This is a genomic window from Dictyoglomus sp. SSW (assembly GCF_055181335.1).
The window spans coordinates 737,013-761,721 of the sequence record NZ_CM143705.1; the positions used below are offsets into that span (position 1 = coordinate 737,013).

Sequence of the window (24,709 nt, forward strand, 5' to 3'; positions counted from 1 at the left end):
CTAAGGCTCTTTTGAGGAGGCAATCATTACACTTATAAAAATCAACAATCCACCTAATATGGTATTTACAGTAATTTCTTCTCCTAAAATAATATGGGAGAAGAAATAACCAAATACTGATTCTGTACTAAGTATTATTGAAACAACACTAGGGTGTAAGTATTTTTGAGATAGGGTTTGAAAAATATAAGCTATAAAAGTACTTAATAGTGAAATGTAAGTTAAAGATATTATAAAAGTTTTGTCTATTATTATGCTTAATGATTCTTTGTATAATATGATTGTGAATAAAGATAATAATGATATAGATAAGAATTGGTAAAAAGTTAAAGAAATTGGATCTATGGTACTCACAAATTTTTTAGTGTATATAATGTGTAGAGCAAAAAATAAGGCACAAAATAGACTGAGAATATCACCTGTATTTATATTCCATCTTTCACCGTTATAAAAGAGCAGAAGAACTCCTAATAGGGAAATAAAGGCACTTATAATATGAATTAGGGATGGTTTTTTATTACTTAGGGGCCAATATAAAAAAGGGACTATTATGACATTTGTACTTGTGAAGAAAGCATTTCTGCCAGGAGTTGTGAATTTTATTCCTTCTGTTTGTAGCCAAAAAGCTAAAAATAAAAAGGTTCCTAATATAAAGCCTTTAATAATTGAGAAAAGATCTGTGTTTATTAATCTTTTGTAATAAATGAAAAATAGCAGTAAAGATGCAATAGAGAATCTAAGAAAGATAATATAAGAAGAAGATAAATAAAGAGTACAATTTTTTACTGCGACAAATCCCCCTCCCCATATTATTGAAGATAGAAATAATAATATAATTGCTAATACCTTAACATTCATTCTCTATTAATACATCATTAAGATATTTAGATTTTTCAGATATTTCGTACTTGTTAAATAAGGATATCAATATACTAAATTCAAAATTTTCAAATATACATCTATACTTTTTGAGTTGATTTTGACCACAAGAATTGCTGCCTAAAGCATTTTGTTTATAATCGGTATTGAAAACAATGTAATTACGTTTTTGGAGTTCATGAAAATATTTAGTTTTTTGTAAATCTTCATCTTCATAATAGTATGCACTAAAGCTAAAAGGTGTTTTTGAACCAGCAAATAATCCAAATCCTAATTCATTTGTTAGGCTTACAAATCTGCATTCTTCTCTATTCCCGGCGTCTTGAGGTTTAATATATTTTATTATTAGGTCATTTATATTTTTTTCATATATGCCTATTATAGAGCTTTCTTTCATATCTGGATAATTTATTTCAGGGCCTCTACCATACCATAATACCTTTTCAAGATTTTTGTCTAAGTACCATTTAAAGCCTATTTTAGGAAGCATTGTAGGTGCTAAATGCTTGTCCCCCTCTGTATTTCCTTTTATTTTTATATATATATTCCCATCCGGAATTATAAGATATTTATATTCTAAAATGTATAACCATGATGAATTTAAAGTTCCATATGTAGCAGTTACGTAAACTTCAACAAAACTTTTGTGGGGTGTAATGTTTACTTTATCGATTCTCTCTTGTAAAAATGGTAGTCTGTATTTCTCGATATAATCTTTTACTATATTTCTATCATTATCTATTGGAGCTCTCCATAAATTAAAAAAGGGTCCCTTGTATAGTAACTTGAAACTATTTTTGTAACCATCAGTTAATTTAGCATTTACTTTATCGAATTTTATGTTGAAATCTTCTCCTTTTATAGTAATATATTGTTCATTTTCTTCCATAGAATAATCTTTAGGTGTCATAATTTTACGTTTTGTGTTGTTATTTTCTTTTAGTTTAAATTGATAATAGGAGATAACATGACCTTTATGTGCCCAAATTGTATTTTCTTTAAGTTGAAAGACGAAGTTTATAAAGATCTCTTCATTGTAATTTTTAAGTATTTGTGGAATATCATCTATCACTATGGTTTTTTCTTCTTGAGGATCAATATTAAGACTATTTATGGTTTTATTAAATAGGATCTTGTTTAAACTAAAAATTTCTACAGATAGGGTAATGTTTGATAGGTCTGAAAAATAGTATAAGTTTTTTACTATAAATTCCCCTTTGTTTAAATCTTTAGGTTTAATTTTGATTGGAGAAAATACATTTTTAGCTTCTAAGAGTCCTGGCTTAATACTCCTATCAGGAAATAGGAGACCATCAATACAGAAATTTGAATCCTCTGGAAAATCCCCACCAAAGATAAAATTTTCGTTGTTCTTTATTAATAGGCCATGATCGCAGTATTCCCAAATAAATGCACCCTGGAAATTATCATAATTTTCCATGAATTCTTCATATTCTTTTAGGCCTCCAGGACCAGTACCCATAGCATGTGCATATTCACAAAGAATATAGGGTTTCTTAGTGTTTTCAATTATTTCTTTAAGAGATCTATTGGAGTTTTCTGGTTCTATCCATGTATACATTGTAGAATATATATCTACAATTTTGGCATCTTTATCTCCCTCATAATGGATTAAGCGAGATTTATCAATACTTTTTATCTTTTGGGCTGCATAAATAAAATTGTCTCCAAAAGAAGATTCATTACCTAAGGACCACATTATTATGGATGGGTGGTTCTTATCTCTTTGTACTGTTCTTTCAATTCTATTTTCGAAGGATAATCTCCATTCTGGATTATTGCTGATGAAATTGTATTTGTTTATTATTTCAAATCCATGGGTTTCTAAATCACATTCAGCAATAACATAAATTCCATATTTATCACATAGATCATAAAAATATGGAGAATTTGGATAATGAGACGTTCTTATAGCATTAAAATTGTGTTGCTTAAGGATTTTTATGTCTTTTTCTACTACTTCTTTAGGAGTATAGTATCCTAATTTAGGATGAAATTCATGTCTATTTATTCCTTTTAATTTAATTTTTTTGCCGTTCAAAGTGAAGGTATTTCCTTTTATTTCTATTTTTCTGAATCCTACTTTTTGGGGAATTACTTCTATAACTTTTTCATCTTTTTCTAAGACTATAAATAAATCATAAAGATATGGTTCTTCATCTGACCATTTTTTAATCTTAAGGTTGCCTATGGTTAATTCTAAAGAGTTGTTTTTTGAGAACTCATATATATTTTCTGATATTATTATTTCCTCCTCATCCATTAATATTGTCTTTAATTTATAGTCTTCTAAAATTTTATTAAATTCAATTTTCAAATTTAAAGATCCTTTTGAATAATCTTCATCAAGATACGGAATTACAAAATAATCATAAATTCCATCCTCAGGTTCAACTATTAATTCTACATCTCTTGTGATTCCCCCAAGTTTCCACATATCCTGATCCTCTAAATAACTTGAATCTGACCATTTATATACTCTAACTACAATTAAATTATCGTTTTCTCTTACAACATGACTTATATCAAATTCGGAAGTTAATCTTGACCCTTTACTATATCCTACTTCTTTTCCATTTAACCAAACACTAAAAGCTGAAGAAACACCATGAAATCTTAAAATTATTCTTTTCTCCAACCAACTTTTGTCGATATTAAATCTTCGTCTATATATACCACAAGGATTTTTTGTGGGTACATAAGGTGGATTTATAGGGAAAAGGTAAAGAAAATCTGTATAGTATGGTTTATCGTAACCTTGAGTTTCCCAGGGTGATGGTACGATTATTTCATCCCAATTAGTGTCATCAAATTCTTCTGTCCAGAAATTATTAGGTGAATATTCTGGAGATTCAATAAACATGAATTTCCAAACTCCATTTAAGAGTTTATATCCTATACTTAAACCTTTTTCATAAGTTTTTGCTTTTTCTAATTCTGTAAAAGGTATAAAGTATGCTCTTGGTTTTAGAACATTTATTCCAGTGATTTTATAGTTTTCCCAGAGTTTCATAGATTCCCTCCTTTTCTATTTCTTCTAAGAATTTTAAAAATATACTACTAGTCCAGCTAAATCCAGTGTCACATAATCCTTCTCCTGTTATTGGATCAAAATTTTCATTAAAATAGCTATTTAAAACTAATTTTATAAATTTAGTTTTAATATCTGTAGAAAATTCTTTAAAGCTTAAATCTTCTAATGAAGAAGTAAGTAGAAATGTGGTGGGACCCCAAATAGGGCCTCTCCAGTATCCTTTTGGGTCAAAATCTGGACTATCTATTGCTTCTGTGGTAAGACCATGTTGGGTAATAAATCTTTTCTGGATATTAATGATTATTTTTTCAATAATGTTAAGTGGAAGTTTATTAGTGAGTATTAGAGGAATATATTTTTGTAAGCTATTGCAGTTTACAATATTGTGTTTCTGATCAAAAACAATAAATTCATTTTGATTCCATAATTTTATTAATTTGTCAAATAACTTTTCTGAAATTTCTTTAAAATTTACGTAATCATTATATCTTTTTAATTTTTGAGCCATATCAGATAGAAGATCAAATAGAATAATAAGATATGAATTTAAATCAGGAGATTCAACAGGTATAGTTTTTTTGAAAACTGTTGAATTATCCCAACCACTTTCATTCCCATGATTATATTGAATAAGAAAGTCTTTATCATCATCTCTGTGATTTAACCACCAAAATCCCCAACTCTTAAGAGGTTCATAGAATTCTTTTAAATCTTCATAAGCTATAAGATTATTTTTTAGGAAGTATTTAAAAATATATCCAATAATGGGGGGTTTACAGAAGTTTTCATGAAAGTATATGTCGTTTATAAAATCTGGTATTAATCCATCTTCTCCCTGAATAGAGAAGAAAATTCTTAGATTATCAAAACTTAAATCTGGAAATTTTTCTATAATTGGAATTATTGTAAACAATACATCCCAACTCCATATATTTGTCATTTTATTTTTTGAAGAGAAATATCCTTCGTATTTTATTAATCCTCTGGGTGATACTGTATTTGCCCAAAGAATATATTTTGCTAAGGTTATTTGAAAATTGTTATTACTTATCTTAAATTTCGAAGAAAAGTCTTCAAATTCTTTTCTTGTTTTGTTTACAGACTCATCGAAGGAAGGTATAGTATATTGGGGATTTTCACATTTAAAATCTAAAACAGCTAATTCACAACTTTCTCTGATAGGTGTAATAGAGAGGATGGAATATTCTGTTCTTAATCCATTCCATTTATTTATTAGTTTGTATTCTCCCTCTTCAATTTTTATAAACAGAAATAAATTGTTCCTATGAGAACAATTAAACTCTATTAAAGAATTGTTTCTTTCAATTACATAGTCGTAGCTTTTTGTTAAAAATTCCAATTTAATAGGAAGTTTGTAAGTTTTTATCTTTAAGATGTTGGGATTACTAAAAGAGATATATAATTCTCCAACTTTGTATTCTATCTTTAGTAAATACGGTAACATAGAAATATCTTTTATCTTTTCATTAACAATGATTTTTATAATCTCTTTTTCAACATCATCCCCACCTGTTAGATGTCCGATTAAAATATTGTCATCTTTATCAAGTAAAATTCTTATATAAGATCCTCTTCTTGTAAATGGTATCTTACTTAATTCATATTTGCTTTTTATCATTAAATCACCTCTTTATTCCTACACTTGCAATTCCCTCAGTAAAGTATTTTTGTGCCAAAATATAACATAGCAATGGTGGTAATGATACAATGGTTGTTATTGCCATGATTTTGTTTATTTCAATGTGATGTAATCCTCTAAACTGAGCTACACCTAACATAAGAGTGTATTTTTGAGGATTATTTATAAATATTAAAGGTCCTAAAAAGTCATTCCAACAAGTTACAAAATTAAAAATGGCTAATATAGCTATAGCGGGCTTCATAAGTGGTAAGAAAATTTTTGTAAATGTTTGTAATGGATTTGCACCATCTATGGCAGCAGCTTCTTCTAATTCTTTTGGTATGGTCAATAGAAATTGTCTCAAAAGAAAAATATAGAAAGGTCCTCCAAACCATGCTGGTATGATAAAGGGTTTAAGAGTGTCTATCCATTTTAAGGCTTTGAAAAGTACATATTGAGGAATCATTGTGACATCCCAGGGTATCATCATAGATGCCAATAGAATTGTAAATAGAAGTTCTCTTCCTTTAAATTTGTATCTTGCAAAGCCATAGGCAACGAGTGTGCATGAAAATATTTGACCTAAAGTATTGAAAATAACAATGAGTAAAGAGTTTTTGAGATATAAATTAAATGGTTGTGCATTCCAGGCCTCTTTAAAATTTTCTAAATGCCATGAGGATGGTATAAATTTAGGAGGATAAGTAAAAAGTTCAGTTGAGGGTTTTACTGAGCTTATGATCATCCAAATTATAGGAAATACAAAATATATTGATAGAAATATCATCAATATATAATAACCTAAACTAACTAACAACCTTTTCAAAATAATACCTCCTTTATTTTATTTATGATTCTGCCTCATAATAAACCCATAAATTTGATGTTTTAAATAAAATCATAGTTAGAATAAAGATTATAATAAACATAAACCAAGCGTTAGCAGCAGCGTATCCTAATTGAGAGTATCTAAAAGCATTGTGGTATACATACATAGCAAATACGTAGGAGCTTCTTGCTGGACCTCCACCTGTCAACAATAGGGCTAATGTTAGAACTTGAAATGCGCTTATTAGGGTCGTTATTAAATTAAAAAGGATGGAAGGAGATATCATTGGTAAAGTGATTTTCAAAAATCTTTGCCAGTTAGTTGCTCCATCTATATAAGCTGCTTCGTATAATTCTATTGGAACATTTTTAAGAGCAGCGAGAAATATAAGCATTGTATTACCCATAGTCCATAAACTGGCTATAACCAAAGAAACAATACTCCATTTTCTATCCCCAAGCCAATTTATTCCACTTATTCCCAATAAGGATAGAAAATAATTTAAAATTCCATATTCTTTATCATAGATCCATGACCATACTATAGCTATAGCTACTCCTGAAACTATAGTTGGAAGAAAAAACAATACTTTAAACATAGATGTAAGTCTAAATTTTGGGTTAATTAGTATTGCACAAAATAATGCAAAGATGGTATTCAAAGGAACATAAAGTAAGACATATCTAAATGTTGCTTTAAGAGCATTGTAAAATAGTGGATCTTGAAACATGTCTATATAATTTTTAAGACCTATGAAATTGGTTTTCCCTACTATAGGCCAATCATAGAAGCTCATTATACATGAGAAAATTAATGGCCCTAAAGTGAATGATAGTAATCCTATTATCCAGGGAAGGATAAAAAGATATGGAATATATTTATTGTATTTCATGGTTTTGTTTTTCCTCCATTTTATCTGAGATATGGGAGGAGACTTTCAAAATCTCCTCCCATATTTCTTAATATTATCTTTAGCTACTTAAGAAATCTTTTACATTTAGTAACAAGTTCATTTAAATATTCTTTAATTTTATTTTCATCAGCTTGTTCACTGAATATCTTTTCTATTGTTACTGCTAATTCGTCATATACTTTTCTCATATTTCTATTGAGATTAAATGAAGGTACAGTGTCTTTAGAGGCTTCAACCATTTTATAGAATGGTTGATAGTATGGATCTTTTAAGAATCCCATTTCAGATGCGACACTTTTTCTTGTGGGTAAATCTCCTTTTCTCATTTTTATTGCATCTTTGTTGTAACTGTAATATTTGACAAATTCCCATGCTTCTTTTATATTTTTAGAATCTTTTGCTATTGATATAGCAGAAACATTTAATATACTTTTTACTTTTTTCCCTTTAAAGGCTGGGAGAATATGAACTCCAAAGTTTAATTTTGCTTCTTGAAATTCGGGTAGACGCCATATGCCACTTTCTAACATACCAACTTTTCCTGCCTTGAATAAATCGCCTCCAGATTGTATTTGTTGGGTGCCAGTTAGAACAGCAATACCTTCTCTTAACATCTTAGTAAATAGGGCTAAAGTTTCTATCATTTCTTTGCTGTTTAAATATCCTTCTATTTCTTTTCCATCTAAACTACAATATCTTCCTCCATTACTCCATAAGAATTGTTCAAAATCATAAGGATCTGGACTAATAGGAAAGGCAAAACCGTAGATTTTTTGCGAAGGATTGGTTATTTTTTTAGCTTTATCTATTAATTCATCCCAGGTCCAATTGGGAGAAGGGGGTTGGACATTATTTCTTTTGAATAAATCTTTATTCCAGTAAACTACGTGGCTTGTGAATCCTACAGGTAGACCATAATATTTATTTTCATATTTACAATAGTTGAGAACTGCAGGATAGTAATCGTTCAGATTTATGTTTTTTTCATTTTTAATTAAATCATCTAACGGTAAAAGAGATTCAGCATAAGTTGGGAAATCCCACATATACATAACATCTGGTGGGTTTTTGGCCCCAAAGGATGCTGCAAGTTTTTGATCAAAATTATCGCCATAACTTTCTACTTGTACCTTAATATTAGGATATAGTTTTTCAAAATTTTTGGCTATAGCTTGTTCAATTTGAAAAAGCTCTCCAGTATCCCATGTTGCAAATCTTATTGTGGTTATTTTTTGGGGTGATGAAATAGTAATGAATAAAAGAAAAATAAGAAGGGAAAATAAGGTTTTGGGTAATGATCTTTTTTCTTTAGAGGCCATTTTATATACCTCCTTTATAGGTAATGTTAAGAATAGTTTAAAATAATTTTAGTAAAATGTCAATATTTTTAGTAAAATTATTTTGGAATAAGTCGGATTTTAGGTTATGTTGAGAAAAAAGTAAGAATTTAGTAATATCATTAATAGGAAGTCGGTAAGGGGAAAGAGTTAATATGAAAAGAAGTAAAAACAACGTAACAATTAAAGATATAGCGAATAGGTTAGGAGTTTCAATTACTACTGTTTCTCGTGTATTAAATTATGATGAAACTTTTAACGTCTCAAGTGAATTAAAAAGAAAAATATTTGAAGTGGCTGAAGAGTTAAATTATGAAGTAAAACCTAAAAAAAGAAAAAGGACAAGTAGATTATTGATAATAAGGACTATTTCTGAAGATTTAGAAATGCAAGATTTATATTATTTATCTCTAAGAGTAATATTAGAAAAACTTGCTAAATATATGAATATAGATACTGTAACTATTCATAAAGACGATATGTTTAATATTGATTTAAAAGATATAAATGGAATAGCTATTATTGGTGTACTTAACAATGAAGAGTTAAGTAATCTTTTAACCAAATCTTCTAATATTGTAGTTTTAGATGCTTATGTTGAGAATCCAGTAATAGACTGCGTAATTATAAATATGAAACAAGCTGTGAAAGATGCTATTGATTATTTGTTTTCTTTAGGCCATAGGGAGATAGGTTTTATAGGTGGCGATATAATGGATAAAAGAGAATATTATTTTAGAAAATATGTGAAGGAAAAGGGATTATCTATAAATGAGAATTATATAAAACGTGGAGATTATACACCTAACGGAGGGTATAAAGCTGCTAAGGAGCTTTTAGCACATAATATAAATCCAACAGCAATTTTTGTGGCAAATGATTCGATGGCTATAGGTGTTTATAGGGCTTTATTTGAAGCTTCATTAAAGATACCTGAAGATATAAGTATTGTTGGTTTTAACAATATATCTATATCTAAATTTTTGAATCCTCCTCTTACTACAATAAGTATTCCTATTGAAGATTTAGTTGAGACAGCCATCAATTTATTGTTAGAAAGGATAGAAAAAAATAGAAAAAATTCAAAAAAAGTCATTATAGCTACGGAGCTTGTTGTAAGGAATAGTTGTAAGGAAATTAGCTTATGATAAAAAATCTATGTTTTTTAGTTTTCAAAATAAATATACATTGGATATACTTAATTGATATACTATTAGTTAGCTAATTATTGGAGTGGATATATGTTTTATGGAAAAGAAGAGTCTTTATATGGGTTATTTAAAGGTGTAATAAAGGAGCATTTTAGGAGAAGAGAAAAGCTACTTTCTGATCTAAAGGTTTATAGGGGGCAAGCTCCTGTTCTTCTTCTTTTGGCTGAAAAAAATGGCCTAACTCAGAAGGAGATAGCAGAAGAATTAAAGATAAAGCCATCTACCGTCACTCTAATTCTTAGAAGGATGAAAAAAAGAGGTCTTGTCTCAAGTAAAAGGGATGAAAAAGATAAGAGATATACGAAAGTGTATTTAACTGAGGATGGAAAAAAATTTATTTGTAGATTAAGAGAGATATATAGACAATTGGAAGAGGAATGTTTTAATGGTTTTTCTGATGAGGAAAAGGATCAATTAATGAATTTTTTAAGGAGAGTAATAGATAATCTAAGAAGGTTAAACGAATAATAGGAGGATTTGGTAAATGAAGAAGCTTATAAAATATTTGAAGCCTTATACTCTTTTTGCTATATTAGCCCCTATTTTTATGCTCATAGAGGTGATATGTGATCTTTATCAACCAACTCTTCTTGCCCACATTGTAGATAATGGTATTTTAAAAAATAATTTTTCTTTAATTCTAAATACTGGACTCATAATGCTTGGTATTGCTTTTATTGGAATGATAGGTGGAGTGGGTTGTACAGTTTTTTCCTCTTTAGCCAGCCAATACTTTGGTAGAGATCTAAGGAATGAATTATTCAAAAGAGTACAAAAATTTTCCTTTAAAAATATAGATAAATTTCATACTTCTTCTTTGATAACTAGATTAACAAATGATGTAAATCAAGTTCAGACTCTTGTTATGATGTCTTTAAGAATTATGGTTAGAGCTCCTCTTCTTTTTATAGGTGGTATTATAATGGCTCTTTCCCTTAATAAAAGTTTATCAGTCATTTTTTTGTTTTCTATCCCCATATTAATCCTTACCTTTTTAGTTATTATGAAGAAAAGTTTCCCTCTTTTTGGTGAGATCCAGAAAAGAATAGATTATATGAATAACGTGGTAAGAGAAAATTTGGTTGGTATAAGGGTGGTGCGAGCTTTTAGAAGAGAAGATTATGAAAAAGAGAGATTTAGATATGCAAATTCTTTATTAATGAATGCAGTTATTAAAGCTGTTATGTTGTTAATAATTGCTATGCCTCTTTTCATGTTAGTTATGAATTTCAGTATATTAGGATTACTTTGGTTTGGGGGTCTTTTGGTTAATCGTGGAAGTATGAAGGTGGGGGAAGTAATGGCATATATTAACTATATAGGGCAGATTATGTTCTCATTAATGATGATAGGTAATATTTTAATGTTTGTATCAAGGGCTTCAGCTTCTGCTTCAAGGGTTATAGAAGTTTTGGAAGAGAAAATTGATATCCAAAGCAAAGAAAATGCAGATAAGAACCCTATAAGTGAAGGCAAGATCAAATTTGAACATGTCTATTTTAGCTATTCTAATAAAGAGGAATATGTACTAAAAGATATTAATTTTGAGGTAAATCCGGGTGAGGTTATAGGGATAATTGGAACAACCGGTTCTGGTAAATCTACTTTAGTAAATCTTATCCCAAGACTTTATGATATATCTTCAGGGAGAATCTTAATTGATGGAAAAGATATTAGAGATATGGATATTAAGATACTTAGAGATGCTATATCCATGGTTCCACAAGAAACTATACTTTTTTCAGGTACTATAAGGGAGAATATATGTTGGGGAAGAGAGGATGCTAATGAGGAAGAAATAATTAATGCTGCAAAAATTGCCCAGGCCCATGAGTTTATTATAAGACTTCCTCAAGGTTATGACACTGTTATAGGAGAGAGAGGAGTTACATTATCTGGAGGTCAGAAACAGAGAATTGCAATTGCAAGGGCTTTAGTAAGAAAGCCTAAAATACTGATTTTGGATGATGCCACTAGTGCTGTTGATTTTGTTACAGAGCAAAAGATTATCCATGGAGTGAGAGAGATAATAAGAAACTGTACTACTTTTATTGTGGCTCAGAGAATTAGTACTATGATGAATGTAGATAAGATAATAGTACTTGATAAAGGAGTAATAGTAGGATTTGGTTCTCATTCTGAATTACTTAAAGAAAATAATTTTTATAGGGAAATTTATAAATCTCAGATAGATGAAGAGGTAATGAGGTATGCGTAGAGAAGGCGAAAGACCATTTGGTGGGCCTGGAAGATTAGGACCACATTTTAATTTTGAGAAAGTAGAAATTAAAGATCCATGGGGTACTTTAAGAAAGCTCTTTAAATATATGAAAAAATTTAAGTGGGGATTTATTTTTGTTTTTATTTTGACATTTATTTCTTCCATATTGGGAATTGTAGGTCCTTATCTCATAGGTAAGGGTATTGATACTTATATAATTCCTAAAAGATTTGATGGTTTTCTTAGCTTTCTATTAGTTCTCGGTGGAATCTATCTTTTATTATCCTTTCTTGGATGGATTCAAGGTTATGTAATGTTGAAAACCACTCAAAATTTGGTTTATGAAATGAGAAGGGATTTTTTTGGCAAAATTCATAGACTACCAATTAAGTTTTTTGATTTAAGATCTTATGGGGACATTATAAGTAGAATTACTAACGATATAGATAATATAAGCATGGTTCTTTCTAATAGTGTGATACAGTTTTTTTCCAGTATTACGACTTTAATTGGCATTATATTTATGATGCTAAGAATAAGTATTCCTATGACAATTGTTAGTTTGATTACCATTCCTTTAACTATTTGGTTAACAAACTTCATATCCCATAGAACTCGTAATTATTTTTATGCTAACCAAACTCTTTTAGGAAAACTTAATGGTTTGATAGAAGAGGATATTTCTGGTTTAAAAGTAATAAAAATATTTAATAGAGAAGAAAAGGAAATTAAAAGGTTTGAGGCTTTAAATGAAGAACTAACTCAAGTGGGAATAAGGGCTCAGGTTTTTTCTGGTTCAATTGGACCACTTATGAATCTTCTTAATAATTTAAGTTTTGCAATAATTGCAGGATTTGGAGGTTATTTTGCTTTTAAAAGGATGATATCTATAGGAGATATTACTATATTTATCAATTATTCAAGACAATTTACAAGACCTATTAATGAACTTGCAAATCAATATAATATGATTCAATCAGCCATAGCCAGTGCAGAAAGAATTTTTGAGGTTCTTGAAGAAGAGGAAGAAAAAGAAGATCCCAATATAATGGAGATAAAAGATATCAAAGGAGAAGTTGAATTTAAAAACGTTTGGTTTTCTTATGTAAAAGGTAATCCTGTTATTAAAAATGTAAGCTTTTATGTTAAAGAAGGGAAAGTGATAGCTCTTGTGGGGCCTACAGGTGCTGGAAAAACTACAATTGCAAGTTTAGTAGCAAGATTTTATGATGTAGATGAAGGACAAATTCTGATAGATGGTATTGATATAAGAAGAATGAAAAGAAAGGATATAAGATCATATCTTGGAATTGTTTTACAAGATACGCTTCTTTTTTCTACATCTATAAAAGAGAATATCAGATATGGAAGATTGGATGCTACTGATGAAGAGGTTATAGAAGCAGCTAAACTTGCCCATGCTCATGATTTTATCATTAAATTACCTCAAGGTTATGATACAATTCTCTCGGAAGATGGGGGAGGCCTAAGCCAAGGACAAAGACAGCTTATAGCTATTGCAAGAGCTATTCTTGCTAATCCTAAGATATTGATCTTGGATGAAGCAACTAGTAATGTAGATACAATGACAGAGAAGTATATTCAGAATGCAATGTTAAACTTAATGAAAGGGAGGACAAGTTTTGTTATAGCCCATAGATTGTCCACTATTAGAAATGCTGATATGATCTTGGTTGTGTATAATGGGGAGATAATTGAAAGAGGTACTCATGAGCAACTTATAAGAAAGAAAGGATTTTATTACAATCTATATATGAGCCAATTTGCGGAAGAGTTAGAGTAAGGGAATATTAAAAGAACGGTTGACAGAATTATTTAATTAACTTTATAATTCTTATTAAAATTTTATTAAAGGGGGAGTTGGTATGAAAAAGTTAAGTTTTATTCTGATTTTATCCTTATTTGTTCTTTTTATTTTAGCATCTTTGACTCTCGGACAACAAACACAAACTGCAGTAGCTAAATATGGCAAACCTAAAATTGATGCCCAAATGGATGAGGTTTGGAAGTCTGCCAATGAGTATGTAACAGATAGATATGTATCAGGTACAAAGGGTAAAGTAGCTTATGCTAAATTTAGAGTATTGTGGGATGAAGATAGTATATATGTTTTGGCAGAAGTTTATGATTCTCTTTTAAATAAAGATAATACTAATCCTTGGGAACAAGATTCTGTAGAGATATTTGTGGACGAAGGAAATGAGAAAGCTTCTTCGTATGATAACAATGATGCTCAGTATAGAGTAAACTTCGATAATTATCAAAGTTTTGGAACTAATGCCTCTAAAGACTATTTTGTAACAGCTACAAGAAAGACTGATTTTGGGTATGTTGTAGAAGCTCAGGTAAAGATGAGAACAAGGAAATTAAGTGAAGGAATGGTAATTGGGTTTGATTTACAAGTAAATGATGCAAATATGTTTGCAAATAGAGTTGGAATAGTTGCATGGAATGAGTGGGATAATGAGGCTTGGAGAAATGCTTCCTATTTTGGAAATTTAAAGCTTGAAAAATAAAATCTTTGGTTAGAGATTTTTAGAAAAGAGCCTACCCGAGTAAAGGGTAGGCTCTTATTATTTTTTAGATGATAGACTAACGCCTGAGATAATGAATATTCCGCCTATAATTTTTAAAAAACTTAAGGTCTCTTTTAAATAAATTACACCCCAAATAGCTCCGAAAAGTGGAATTAAATTTAAGAGATTTACAACTTGACTTACAGAAAGATGTTTTAAACCATAGTTGTAAAGTAGGTAGCCTAATACGGAACAAAAGAATGATAAATAAAAAAGTGATAAGAAAATAGGAAAATTAATTTTTATATGCATTCTTGTAAAGGTTAAAAAAGGAATAAATAAAAGGGTTCCCATAGCATTTGGAAGGTAGTTATTACTTCGTGGGAGTAAAGATGATTAACCTTTTTTATTTCCCAATTGTATATTACCCACATCACCCCTGATAGAAGTACAAGAATATCACCAAATAAATTGTTAAATTTTAAGTTAATTCCAGAATCTCCTATGATCAGTAATACTCCAATTATGGAAAGTACTACACCCCATAATCTATTCATTGGTATTTTTTCTTTTGAGGTGAGAAATTCTACAATTAATCCCAAGGCAGGAAAGGAGCCCACAATAAGGGCTCCTTCTGAAGCGTCGGTATATTTTAAACCAGAGTTTTCAAAGACAAAATATAATGTGACCCCTAACATTCCCGCTATAAATAGAGGTTTTTGATATTTCCAATGCAAAGGAGTTTTTCTAATCTTTGGATAAAAAAGAATAGCAGAAAATATAAAGGCAAGAAAAAATCTTATAAAGGATAGTTCAAAAGGAGAATATTCATTTAGAAGTATTTTGGAAACAGAAAAAGAGATGCTCCAGAAGAGGCAAGATATTATTACAGATACTAAAGCTAACAATTTGTTCATATCTTTTTACCTTTTTATATCTCAAAATTTTTAAATTGAGGAAGATAATCTTTATTAATTTCAAACATCTCTTTTACCATCTGTTTTATTTCAGCTAAGGATAAAACTGCTGATGTAAGGGGATCATAAGCTATTGCATAGAATATCTTTTTAGGATCACCTTCAAGAGATCCTTCTACAGCTAATTCTTCACAAGATGAGTTTATGTAGTTTAAGATAGCAACCTGAGGTGGAAGATTACCTACCTTTATAGAATCGAAACCTCTTTTTGACGCAATAATAGGTACTTCTACACAAGCCCCATAAGGTAAATTATCAATAAGACCAAAATTCCTAATATTACCATTAAATTCGAATATGGTCCCATCGCCTAAAATAGCATTTAATATATATGCAGCATATTCATGCCCTCTTTCAAGGTTGATTGGTTCTTTCTCAATCCACTCTTTAACCTCTTTTCTCCAAGTGTTCTCTCTCTTAAGATATTCTTTTAATATATAACCCCATTCTCCTGGATTCCATCCTGTACCTGGAAGACAATATTTTTCAATAAGGTCTTGTCTTTTTCTAAACCAAGGGTTGTATTCCGAATTGTGCCCTGAAGATTCTGTGACATAATATCCTAATTGTAAAAACATTTCGTTTCTTACAATTTCTTCTTTATAAATTTCAGGTCTTGTTAAAATTGCTTCTCTAATAAGAGGATAGGCATCTTTTCCCTTCCATTCATATTTCAAAAACCAGGCCTGATGATTTATTCCAGCGCAAAAATAAGTAATTTCATTCATAGGTGCTCCTATCCAGCGGGCAAGCATTTCAGCCGTTCCTTGTACGCTATGGCATAGTCCTACGATTTTAATTTTAGAAACTGTTTGTACTGCTCTTATGAGCATTGCCATAGGGTTTGTATAGTTTAAAACTATTGCTTCTGGGCAATGTTTCTCAATGTCTTTAGCAATATCTATCATTACAGGAATAGTTCTTAGAGCCCTAAAAATTCCTGCGGGGCCTCTTGTATCTCCTACATTTATATCTACACCATATTTTTTAGGTATTTCTATATCATGTCTCCAAATTTGTACTCCACCAACGAGAATAGTTATTATGACTGCATCAGCTCCATCTAATGCTTCTTGTCTATTTAATGTGGCAAATACTTTTGCAGGATAATTTCCAGCTTTTACTATTTTTTCTACCATCAATTTTGAATAATTCAATCTTTCCTCGTCTATATCCATTAAAAAAATATGAGCATCTTGAAAAGAAGGAAAGGTAAGGAGATCACGTACTAAATTTCTTGTAAATCCAAGACTTCCAGCCCCAATAAAAGTTATCTTTTTACACATCTTTTTTTATATACCTCCTAAAGAAATTAAAATTAATTTTGTAAGTGTATTTTATTATATCAACAATTAGTTTTTAGGAATTGAAAATTTTTTAATACACCCTTTAAGATATATTGCTATAATAATAATGTATAAAATTTTGGGGAAGGAGGATTAATTGTTCATGAAAAAATGTTTGATATTAATCTTAATAGCCATCCTTGCGATTTTTCTTTCAGGTTGTGTAAAACAGGAGCCACAACCAGATAAAGATTTAACCCAAGATCAACTAAACAATATTTATGCTACTGTAATTAATACTGATTCGGATTACGCCAAGAACATAGATATTTATATGGACATACCAAGTGTTGTTTTTAATCAAGGAAGTTCACTGGTATCACCAATTAGTAGAAGCTTTAATAATCTAATGATTAGCAAATCCATGTCATTAAAAGAAGCTATAAAGACTCCACTCGAGAAAATAACAATTGAGCCTACAAATGAATGGCAAGGGCCAGATGCTAATGGTTGGTATATGTTACAAATTGATACTGGAAGTTACCTAAAAGTAAGATATTATTCTTCAGTAAAGAGACTTGAATATGTATTAGATGGGTATTCTCAATTAAATAATCAAGTGTTGGGAGCGCGTATAGAAGGGTATTTTATTTTTAATAAGGACATAAAAAATGGTATTGATGGTGCTTATCCTGTAAGTTTGAGATCTTCTTATTATTTATATGGTTATACAGATCCAAATAAAGTAAATAAAATTGGACTGACAATGTCTTTAGAAAACGTAGGTGTGGTTAAATTAAGTAATTTTAACAATTTCCCAGTTTTAACCGGAAAGTTTTCTATTTATGCTATATATGTTGACTTTGAAAATAATATAAATATAGATAATAAACTTATGATTTCTGCATCTTCTTCTGTTGTTGGGGATAATACCAATGATCCTATCTTGAAGATTTCAGGAAGTAAAGATAGTGACGGGGATCCTACAACTTACGGATATGATGATCTATATTTAGAACTTCATTTGTCTAATTATTTGCAATAAATATTTTATAATAAACAAAAAATTCATTATTAGGGGATTCCTTTATAGGGGGAATCCCTTAATTTTTTAATATTGATTTAATAAACGCTTGCTGTATTTTTACTCTTGACAAAAAAAGTTAATCATTATATCATTCAATAATGCCTCTATTATTTTTTAGTGATAAAAAAGGAGGAGTAAATATGTTTAGAAAGGTTATTCTTGAGAAAGGCTTAAACTCCCTTGTGAAACCAGGTGAAATGGAATACATAGAATTAGATATATTTAAAGGAGAGAAAGGAGATTCCTATTCTTTTAATTCAAAAGATTATGAAATTGGCCTTATTATATTGACAGGTAAACTTAATGTAACTATAGATGATATAAAATATGATAATTTAGGGGCAAGAAGAAATGTTTTCGATGGAAATGCTTATGCACTTTATATACCTAATAATAAAGAGGTGAAAATTGAAGCTTTGGAAAATATAGAGGTTGCTATCTGCAAAACAAGGGTAAAAACAGATGAAGAGGTAAAATTAATCAAACCTGGGGACGTGATAATTAGAGATGTGGGAGTACATAATTGGAGGAGAGATGTAAAGGATATTATTGATAGGAGAATAAAGGCAAAAAGGTTATTAATTGGAGAGACTATAAATCCTCCAGGTAATTGGTCCAGCTATCCACCTCATAAGCACGATACCAATAATTATCCTGAAGAGGTGAAGATGGAGGAGGTATATTTTTATAAATTAAATCCTCCTAATGGATTTGGGTTGCAAAGGGTTTATACACCTGAAAGGGATATAGATAATGTTTATTTGATAGAAGATAATTCCTTACTCCTAATAAACAGAGGGTATCATCCTGTAGTTTCTGCTCCTGGATACCAACTCTACTATCTCTGGATACTTGCAGGAGACATAAGGGAGTCAATTATTAATGATGATCCTAATCATAAGTGGATTAAAGCGGTAGAGAAAATTATAAGGGAATCTAAAAGGTAAGGGGAGGAATTATTATGGGGCGATATGATATTTTAGAAAGAATGATAGAATGTGGAATAGTGGCGGTAATAAGAACAGATTCTCCCGAAGATTTATTGGATGTGACTAAAGCTTTATATGACGGAGGAGTTATTTCTTTAGAGATTACAATGACAGTCCCTTTAGCTATAGAATATTTGCCAAAAGTGAAGAAGGCTCTTGGCAAAGAAGCCATAGTTGGTATGGGTACAGTATTAGATCCTGAAACTGCAAGAATGGCTATTCTCGCTGGTGCAGATTTCATTGTTTCTCCAGTTTTAAAGAAAGAAATTATAAATTTATGTCATAGGTATGATAAAATAGCTGTTTCTGGAGCTTATACACCTACAGAGATATTAACTGCTTGGGAAGAAGGAGCGGATGTGGTAAAGCTTTTTCCCGCAGATACATTAGGACCTAAATATATAAAAGCTATACATGGACCTATGCCATATATTAGAATATCTCCTACAGGAGGAGTAAGTTTAGAAAATGTGGGAGAATTCATTAAGGCTGGTGCCTGTTTTGTAGGAGTTGGGGGAAATTTGGTAGATAAAAAGGTTATTGCAGAGAAAAAATTCGAAATATTAACAGAGAGAGCAAAAAATTATATAGAGGAAATTAAAAAGGCAAGATCGTAATAAAATTTTAATTTTATAAAAGGTATTTTTTAAGGGCTGGAAGGATATTAAATTATCTTTCCAGCCTTTTTTATAATTAGTTTAATACCCTTATTGACATATGCTATCTAAGTCTGTACTATACATATTAAGTAAAAGTTTCTTGATGAAATTATAACTGGTTTCTTAATAAAGTTTATGAAAAATTAAATAGATAAGGGGGTTTATTCATGAGATTTGGCTATTTTGATAGTGAGAGAAAAGAATATGTTATTACCAGGCCTGATACTCCGAGGGAATGGACTAATTATCTTGGATCTTTAGAATATGGAGCTATTATTACTAATAACGCTCAAGGTTATAGTTTCGTCAAATCAGGGGCAAGCGGAAGAATATTAAGAGGAAGATTCAATGTTCCACCTACCACAGCTCCTGGAAGATATATATATCTTAGGGATATGGAGAATGGAGATTATTGGTCCGCATCTTGGCTTCCTGTAAAAAAAGATTTATCAAAGTATGAATCTATATGTAGACATGGTATTCTTTATACGATTATAACTTCAAAATACGATGGTATAGAAACTGAGACCTTATATTATGTCCCCTTAAATGAACTATATGAAGTATGGGCAATAAAAGTTAGAAATAATAGTGGAAGAAGAAGAAAGATTTCCCTTTTTAGTTATGCAGAATTTACAAATGAACCCAATGAAACGCAAGATTTAGTAAATATGCAATATACCCTTTATATATCTAAAACCTATTATAAAGATAATCTTATAATACAGACAATAAATGAAAATTATTCAGAGATTGGTAGAGTTATACCTCAAGAAGAAGGAATAAGTGGTAGAAGATTTAACAGATTTTTTGGAGTGATTGGAGAGAAAGTTGTTTCTTATGATGGTGACAGAGACATATTTATAGGAAGTTATAGAGATTACTCAAATCCTATTGCAGTGGAAAGAGGAATGTGTAGTAATAGTCTAAATTATGGTAAAAATAGTTGTGCTGGTACTCAAGTTGTTTTGGATTTAGAATCAGGAGAAGAAAGAGAAGTAATATATGTACTTGGTCAAGGAGCAGAAGCTACAGGTAGACAGGTCATGGCAAAATATAAAGAAAAAGGTATAGTTGAAAAGGAGTGGAATGAACTTAAGAATTATTGGCAATCAAAACTTGAAGGCTTTAAAGTTAAGACTCCAGACGAGAACTTCGATACTATGGTTAATATATGGAATGCATATCAATGTTTTATTACTTTCTTCTGGTCAAGAGCTGCCTCTATGATTTATGTGGGGCAAAGGGATGGATACGGATATAGAGATACTGTACAAGATATACAAGGAATAATTCATCTTGAACCACAAGAGGCAAAGAAAAGGTTAAGACTTATGTTAGCGGGACAAACATCTAAAGGGGTAGCTTTGCCTTTAGTATTTTTTGATTATGAGATTAAACCTAATCAAGGCTTATCATTGGATAATCCGTATTATGTAAAGAGAACTGGATACACTGAATATAGATGTGATGACCATTTGTGGCTGTATATTACCATAAGGCAATACATTAAAGAAACTGGAGATTTGGCATTTTTGGATGAAGTAATACCTTATTCTGATTATGGGGAAGATACAGTATATGAACATTTAAGAAAAGGTATTTTATTCTCTCTTAGTAAATTAGGTAAGCACGGATTGACTTTTGGATTAGATGCTGATTGGAATGATACTTTAAGACTTGGGGAAGAAGGAGAGACAGTTTTTGCATCCATGCAATTGTATCTTGCACTAAAGATATTTGCTGAGTTTGCTGAAAGAAAAGGTAAAAAAGAAGATGTAGAATGGGCTGAAAAGGAAGCCCTTAAATTATATGAAAACATACAGAAATATGCTTGGGAAGGAGACAGGTTTGTAAGAGGATTTATAGGAGATGAAGTTATAGGGTCTAAGAATAACAATGAGGCGAGTTTCTGGCTTAATCCACAGGTTTGGGCTGTATTAAGTGGGGTGGCTACAGAAGAACAAGCAAAGATTTCAATGGATAATGTGGAAAAAATACTTAATACTGACTATGGAGCTATGATTATGTATCCACCTGTAAGGACTTGGGGATTTCCTGTATTTAGAATGATTCTCTTCAATCCAGGTATGAAGGAAAATGCAGGAATTTTCTGCCATCCCCAAGGATGGCTTATAAAAGCAGAGACCATTCTTGGTAATGGAGATAGAGCCTTCAAATATTATCAAGAAGTAAATCCAGCCAATATGAATGATAAAGCAGAGATAAGGGAAGCAGAGCCTTATGTCCATTGTCAGTTTGTGGAAGGAAAGGATAGTCCTTATCATGGGAGAGCACATGTTCATTGGTTAACTGGTACTGCCTCCAGCATGATGGTAGCTGCTGTAGAAGGAATACTTGGAATTAAGCCTGATTATGACGGTATAGTGATCGATCCTTGTGTACCATCTCATTGGAAAGAATTTTATATAGAGAAAGTCTTTAGGGGTAAAAAATTGAGGATTAAAGTGGAAAATCCAAATGGGGTACAGAAGGGTGTGAAAGCTATTAACCTCAATGGAAGAGAGGTTGAGGGTAATTTTATTTTAGAAGAAGATTTGAAAGATGATAATGAGATAATAGTAATTATGGGATAAAGGAGGAGAATTAAAAATGAGATTTGGATATTTTGATGATAAAAATAGGGAGTATGTTATAACAACCCCTCAAACTCCGTTTCCTTGGATTAACTATTTGGGGGTTGAGGATTTCTTTTCCATAATTTCAAATACAGCAGGAGGTTATTGTTTCTACAAGGATGCAAGGCTTAGAAGAATATTAAGATTTAGGTACAATAATGTACCTTTGGATAATGGTGGAAGATATTTCTATATTTGGGAAGATGGAGATTTTTGGAATCCATCATGGAAGCCCACGAAGAAGGATTTAGATAAATATGAGTGTAGGCATGGACTATCATATACAAAGATATTGGGGGAGAAGAACGGAATTTCGGCTGAAATACTTTTTTTTGTACCTTTGAGGTTTAATGGTGAGATACATAAATTGACATTAAAAAATAATTCTAATACTAAGAGATATTTAAAGCTATTTTCTTTTGTGGAATGGTGTCTATGGAATGCTTGGGACGATCAAACTAATTTTCAGAGAAATCTTTCTACCGGTGAAGTAGAAGTAGAAGGATCAGTCATATATCACAAGACGGAATATAGGGAGAGAAGAAATCATTTTGCTTTTTATTCTGTAAATGTTCCAATTCAGGGTTTTGATACAGACAGAGATACATTTATAGGTATGTATAATGGTTTTGATGAACCAAGAGCTGTTGTTGAAGGAAGGGCATTTAACTCAGTGGCAGAAGGATGGGCACCTATTGCATCTCATTATATTGAGGTTAATTTAGAACCTGGGGAATCTAAGGATTTTGTATTTATATTAGGTTATGTTGAAAATCCTGATGAGGAAAAATGGGAAAGGCCAGGGGTAATTAACAAGAAAAGAGCTTATGAAATGATAGAAAGATTTAAAGATGTAAAATCTGTTGATAATGCCTTTTTAGAATTAAAAGAGTATTGGGACGAGATATTATCAAAATATCAAATTAATCATGATGATGAAATTCTTTCAAGGATGGTTAATATATGGAATCAGTATCAATGTATGATTACCTTTAATGTGGCAAGAAGCGCATCATATTTTGAATCAGGAATAAGTAGAGGAATAGGTTTTAGAGATTCAAATCAAGATATCTTAGGTTCTGTTCATATGATTCCAAATAGAGTAAGGGAGAGAATTTTGGATCTTGCTTCAACTATGTTTGAAGATGGGAGTTGTTATCATCAATATCAACCATTGACAAAGAGAGGGAACAATGATATAGGAAGTGGTTTTAATGATGATCCTTTGTGGATTATTCTTTCCACAGGAGCTTATATAAAAGAGACTGGGGATTTTAATATATTAAAAGAAATAATTCCTTATAATAATGATGAGAATAGGAAAGGTACACTATTTGAACATATTAAGAAAGCTTATCATCATGTAACAAATAATTTAGGACCACATGGTTTGCCTCTTATAGGAAGAGCAGACTGGAATGATTGTCTTAATCTTAATTGTTTCTCAAAAACCCCTGATGAATCTTTCCAGACTACCTCTAATGTAGAAGGTGGTACTGCAGAGTCAGTATTTATAGCAGGGCTTTTTGTATATGCTACACCAGATTATATAAGAATGTGTAAAGCAATGGGAGAGGAAGAAGAGGCTAAGTGGGCTGAAGAAGCAAGAAAGCAAATGATTGAAGCGATTAACAAGTATGGATGGGATGGAGAATGGTTTTTAAGGGCCTATGATTACTTTGGTAGAAAAGTAGGAAGCAAAGAATGTGAAGAAGGAAAGATATTTATTGAACCTCAAGGTATATGTACTATGGCAGGAATTGGAGTAGAAGATGGGAGAGCTATATCTGCTTTAGATTCTTGTATTAAGTATTTAGATACCCAATATGGTATGGTTTTACAACAGCCAGCTTATTCCAGATATTATATAGAATTGGGCGAGATCTCTTCTTATCCACCAGGATACAAGGAAAATGCAGGAATATTTTGCCATAATAATCCTTGGGTAGGTATAGGAGAGACGGTAATAGGTAGAGGAAAAAGAGCCTTTGAGGTATATAGGAAGATTACACCCGCATATTTTGAGGATGAAAGTGAGATCCATAAAATGGAGCCTTATGTGTATTGTCAAATGGTAGCTGGAAAAGATGCTAAAAGACATGGGGAAGGTAAAAATTCATGGCTTACTGGTACTGCATCTTGGGCTTTTGTGTTAATATCCCAATTTGTATTGGGTATAAGACCGGATTATGATGGTCTCAGAATAGATCCCTGTATCCCTCCTGATTGGAAAGAATTTAGAGTGGTTAGAAAATTCAGGGGTGCTGTGTATGATATAAAGATAGAAAATAGTAAAGGAGTCTCGAAAGGTATTAAAAGAATATTATTGGATGGAAAAGAGATAGAAGGGAATTTATTACCTGTTTTTAATGATGGAAAAATTCATCAGGTAACAGTAGAAATGGGTTAATTGGTCAATAAATAAGATTATTGAATGAAAGGGGAGAA

The 24,709-nt window shown here is 30.8% G+C and carries 19 protein-coding genes; 10 read left to right on the top strand and 9 right to left on the bottom strand.

Annotated features, from left to right (window positions below; genetic code table 11):
• The 6 genes from ACY3JM_RS03475 to ACY3JM_RS03500 all read right to left on the bottom strand — a co-directional run bounded on the left by ACY3JM_RS03475 (nt 1) and on the right by ACY3JM_RS03500 (nt 8,637).
• Nucleotides 1-858: a DMT family transporter gene (locus ACY3JM_RS03475; RefSeq protein ID WP_463082572.1), complete on the bottom strand. Its 858-nt coding sequence runs from the start codon at nt 856-858 to the stop codon at nt 1-3.
• On the bottom strand, nt 848-3,913 hold the full coding sequence (locus tag ACY3JM_RS03480; RefSeq protein ID WP_463111732.1) for a glycoside hydrolase family 2 TIM barrel-domain containing protein: 3,066 nt from the start codon (nt 3,911-3,913) through the stop codon (nt 848-850). Before ACY3JM_RS03480 ends, ACY3JM_RS03475 begins: the two co-directional genes overlap by 11 nt.
• Nucleotides 3,891-5,573, bottom strand: a complete 1,683-nt coding sequence (locus ACY3JM_RS03485) for an MGH1-like glycoside hydrolase domain-containing protein (protein ID WP_463082570.1) — start codon at nt 5,571-5,573, stop codon at nt 3,891-3,893. The genes ACY3JM_RS03480 and ACY3JM_RS03485 overlap by 23 nt, the downstream gene beginning before the upstream one ends.
• A gap of 4 nt (nt 5,574-5,577) precedes the next feature.
• Nucleotides 5,578-6,363 (bottom strand): carbohydrate ABC transporter permease, encoded by a 786-nt coding sequence (locus ACY3JM_RS03490; protein ID WP_463083646.1) that lies wholly within the window; start codon nt 6,361-6,363, stop codon nt 5,578-5,580.
• A gap of 61 nt (nt 6,364-6,424) precedes the next feature.
• On the bottom strand, nt 6,425-7,297 hold the full coding sequence (locus tag ACY3JM_RS03495) for a carbohydrate ABC transporter permease (protein ID WP_463082569.1): 873 nt from the start codon (nt 7,295-7,297) through the stop codon (nt 6,425-6,427).
• Nucleotides 7,298-7,380: 83 nt separating this feature from the next.
• The gene (locus tag ACY3JM_RS03500; RefSeq protein WP_463111733.1) at nt 7,381-8,637 is read right to left on the bottom strand and encodes an ABC transporter substrate-binding protein; all 1,257 of its coding nucleotides are present in this window, start codon (nt 8,635-8,637) and stop codon (nt 7,381-7,383) included.
• A 173-nt stretch (nt 8,638-8,810) separates the two neighbouring features.
• On the opposite strand from ACY3JM_RS03500, the gene ACY3JM_RS03505 reads away from it, so the two are divergent.
• From ACY3JM_RS03505 to ACY3JM_RS03525, 5 genes are all read left to right on the top strand, one after another.
• Nucleotides 8,811-9,803 (top strand): LacI family DNA-binding transcriptional regulator, encoded by a 993-nt coding sequence (locus ACY3JM_RS03505; protein ID WP_463082567.1) that lies wholly within the window; start codon nt 8,811-8,813, stop codon nt 9,801-9,803.
• A gap of 93 nt (nt 9,804-9,896) precedes the next feature.
• Entirely contained in the window at nt 9,897-10,334 is a 438-nt protein-coding gene (locus ACY3JM_RS03510) for a MarR family winged helix-turn-helix transcriptional regulator (RefSeq protein ID WP_463082566.1), read from the top strand.
• A 16-nt stretch (nt 10,335-10,350) separates the two neighbouring features.
• Nucleotides 10,351-12,084 (top strand): ABC transporter ATP-binding protein, encoded by a 1,734-nt coding sequence (locus ACY3JM_RS03515; RefSeq protein ID WP_463082565.1) that lies wholly within the window; start codon nt 10,351-10,353, stop codon nt 12,082-12,084.
• On the top strand, nt 12,077-13,891 hold the full coding sequence (locus tag ACY3JM_RS03520; RefSeq protein WP_463111734.1) for an ABC transporter ATP-binding protein: 1,815 nt from the start codon (nt 12,077-12,079) through the stop codon (nt 13,889-13,891). Before ACY3JM_RS03515 ends, ACY3JM_RS03520 begins: the two co-directional genes overlap by 8 nt.
• A gap of 82 nt (nt 13,892-13,973) precedes the next feature.
• Nucleotides 13,974-14,624 (top strand): sugar-binding protein, encoded by a 651-nt coding sequence (locus ACY3JM_RS03525; protein WP_463082562.1) that lies wholly within the window; start codon nt 13,974-13,976, stop codon nt 14,622-14,624.
• Nucleotides 14,625-14,681: 57 nt separating this feature from the next.
• On the opposite strand, the gene ACY3JM_RS03530 is transcribed toward ACY3JM_RS03525, so the two are convergent.
• The 3 genes from ACY3JM_RS03530 to melA are packed head-to-tail and all read right to left on the bottom strand — an operon-like array spanning nt 14,682 to nt 16,887.
• Nucleotides 14,682-14,978, bottom strand: a complete 297-nt coding sequence (locus ACY3JM_RS03530; RefSeq protein WP_463111735.1) for an EamA family transporter — start codon at nt 14,976-14,978, stop codon at nt 14,682-14,684.
• On the bottom strand, nt 14,948-15,541 hold the full coding sequence (locus ACY3JM_RS03535; protein ID WP_463111736.1) for a DMT family transporter: 594 nt from the start codon (nt 15,539-15,541) through the stop codon (nt 14,948-14,950). Before ACY3JM_RS03535 ends, ACY3JM_RS03530 begins: the two co-directional genes overlap by 31 nt.
• A 14-nt stretch (nt 15,542-15,555) precedes the next feature.
• The gene (gene melA / locus ACY3JM_RS03540; RefSeq protein WP_463082560.1) at nt 15,556-16,887 is read right to left on the bottom strand and encodes an alpha-galactosidase; all 1,332 of its coding nucleotides are present in this window, start codon (nt 16,885-16,887) and stop codon (nt 15,556-15,558) included.
• A 163-nt stretch (nt 16,888-17,050) separates the two neighbouring features.
• On the opposite strand from melA, the gene ACY3JM_RS03545 reads away from it, so the two are divergent.
• The 5 genes from ACY3JM_RS03545 (at nt 17,051) to ACY3JM_RS03565 (ending at nt 24,671) form a co-directional block, all read left to right on the top strand.
• Nucleotides 17,051-17,932 (top strand): lipoprotein, encoded by an 882-nt coding sequence (locus ACY3JM_RS03545; RefSeq protein ID WP_463082559.1) that lies wholly within the window; start codon nt 17,051-17,053, stop codon nt 17,930-17,932.
• A 182-nt stretch (nt 17,933-18,114) separates the two neighbouring features.
• The gene (gene iolB, locus ACY3JM_RS03550) at nt 18,115-18,921 is read left to right on the top strand and encodes a 5-deoxy-glucuronate isomerase (protein WP_463082558.1); all 807 of its coding nucleotides are present in this window, start codon (nt 18,115-18,117) and stop codon (nt 18,919-18,921) included.
• A gap of 14 nt (nt 18,922-18,935) precedes the next feature.
• On the top strand, nt 18,936-19,580 hold the full coding sequence (locus ACY3JM_RS03555; protein ID WP_463082557.1) for a bifunctional 4-hydroxy-2-oxoglutarate aldolase/2-dehydro-3-deoxy-phosphogluconate aldolase: 645 nt from the start codon (nt 18,936-18,938) through the stop codon (nt 19,578-19,580).
• Nucleotides 19,581-19,789: 209 nt separating this feature from the next.
• Nucleotides 19,790-22,219: a GH36-type glycosyl hydrolase domain-containing protein gene (locus ACY3JM_RS03560; protein ID WP_463082556.1), complete on the top strand. Its 2,430-nt coding sequence runs from the start codon at nt 19,790-19,792 to the stop codon at nt 22,217-22,219.
• 16 nt (nt 22,220-22,235) lie between these two features.
• Entirely contained in the window at nt 22,236-24,671 is a 2,436-nt protein-coding gene (locus tag ACY3JM_RS03565) for a GH36-type glycosyl hydrolase domain-containing protein (protein ID WP_463082555.1), read from the top strand.
• Nucleotides 24,672-24,709 lie beyond the last annotated feature (38 nt).

Excerpts from the sequence above, each read along its gene's own strand:
- ACY3JM_RS03475 (WP_463082572.1), bottom strand. The coding sequence starts at position 858 with ATGAATGTTAAGGTATTAGCAATTATATTATTATTTCTATCTTCAATA.
- ACY3JM_RS03480 (WP_463111732.1), bottom strand. The coding sequence starts at position 3,913 with ATGAAACTCTGGGAAAACTATAAAATCACTGGAATAAATGTTCTAAAA.
- ACY3JM_RS03485 (WP_463082570.1), bottom strand. The coding sequence starts at position 5,573 with ATGATAAAAAGCAAATATGAATTAAGTAAGATACCATTTACAAGAAGA.
- ACY3JM_RS03490 (WP_463083646.1), bottom strand. The coding sequence starts at position 6,363 with ATGATATTTCTATCAATATATTTTGTATTTCCTATAATTTGGATGATC.
- ACY3JM_RS03495 (WP_463082569.1), bottom strand. The coding sequence starts at position 7,297 with ATGAAATACAATAAATATATTCCATATCTTTTTATCCTTCCCTGGATA.
- ACY3JM_RS03500 (WP_463111733.1), bottom strand. The coding sequence starts at position 8,637 with ATGGCCTCTAAAGAAAAAAGATCATTACCCAAAACCTTATTTTCCCTT.
- ACY3JM_RS03505 (WP_463082567.1), top strand. The coding sequence starts at position 8,811 with ATGAAAAGAAGTAAAAACAACGTAACAATTAAAGATATAGCGAATAGG.
- ACY3JM_RS03510 (WP_463082566.1), top strand. The coding sequence starts at position 9,897 with ATGTTTTATGGAAAAGAAGAGTCTTTATATGGGTTATTTAAAGGTGTA.
- ACY3JM_RS03515 (WP_463082565.1), top strand. The coding sequence starts at position 10,351 with ATGAAGAAGCTTATAAAATATTTGAAGCCTTATACTCTTTTTGCTATA.
- ACY3JM_RS03520 (WP_463111734.1), top strand. The coding sequence starts at position 12,077 with ATGCGTAGAGAAGGCGAAAGACCATTTGGTGGGCCTGGAAGATTAGGA.
- ACY3JM_RS03525 (WP_463082562.1), top strand. The coding sequence starts at position 13,974 with ATGAAAAAGTTAAGTTTTATTCTGATTTTATCCTTATTTGTTCTTTTT.
- ACY3JM_RS03530 (WP_463111735.1), bottom strand. The coding sequence starts at position 14,978 with ATGGGAACCCTTTTATTTATTCCTTTTTTAACCTTTACAAGAATGCAT.
- ACY3JM_RS03535 (WP_463111736.1), bottom strand. The coding sequence starts at position 15,541 with ATGAACAAATTGTTAGCTTTAGTATCTGTAATAATATCTTGCCTCTTC.
- melA (WP_463082560.1), bottom strand. The coding sequence starts at position 16,887 with ATGTGTAAAAAGATAACTTTTATTGGGGCTGGAAGTCTTGGATTTACA.
- ACY3JM_RS03545 (WP_463082559.1), top strand. The coding sequence starts at position 17,051 with ATGAAAAAATGTTTGATATTAATCTTAATAGCCATCCTTGCGATTTTT.
- iolB (WP_463082558.1), top strand. The coding sequence starts at position 18,115 with ATGTTTAGAAAGGTTATTCTTGAGAAAGGCTTAAACTCCCTTGTGAAA.
- ACY3JM_RS03555 (WP_463082557.1), top strand. The coding sequence starts at position 18,936 with ATGGGGCGATATGATATTTTAGAAAGAATGATAGAATGTGGAATAGTG.
- ACY3JM_RS03560 (WP_463082556.1), top strand. The coding sequence starts at position 19,790 with ATGAGATTTGGCTATTTTGATAGTGAGAGAAAAGAATATGTTATTACC.
- ACY3JM_RS03565 (WP_463082555.1), top strand. The coding sequence starts at position 22,236 with ATGAGATTTGGATATTTTGATGATAAAAATAGGGAGTATGTTATAACA.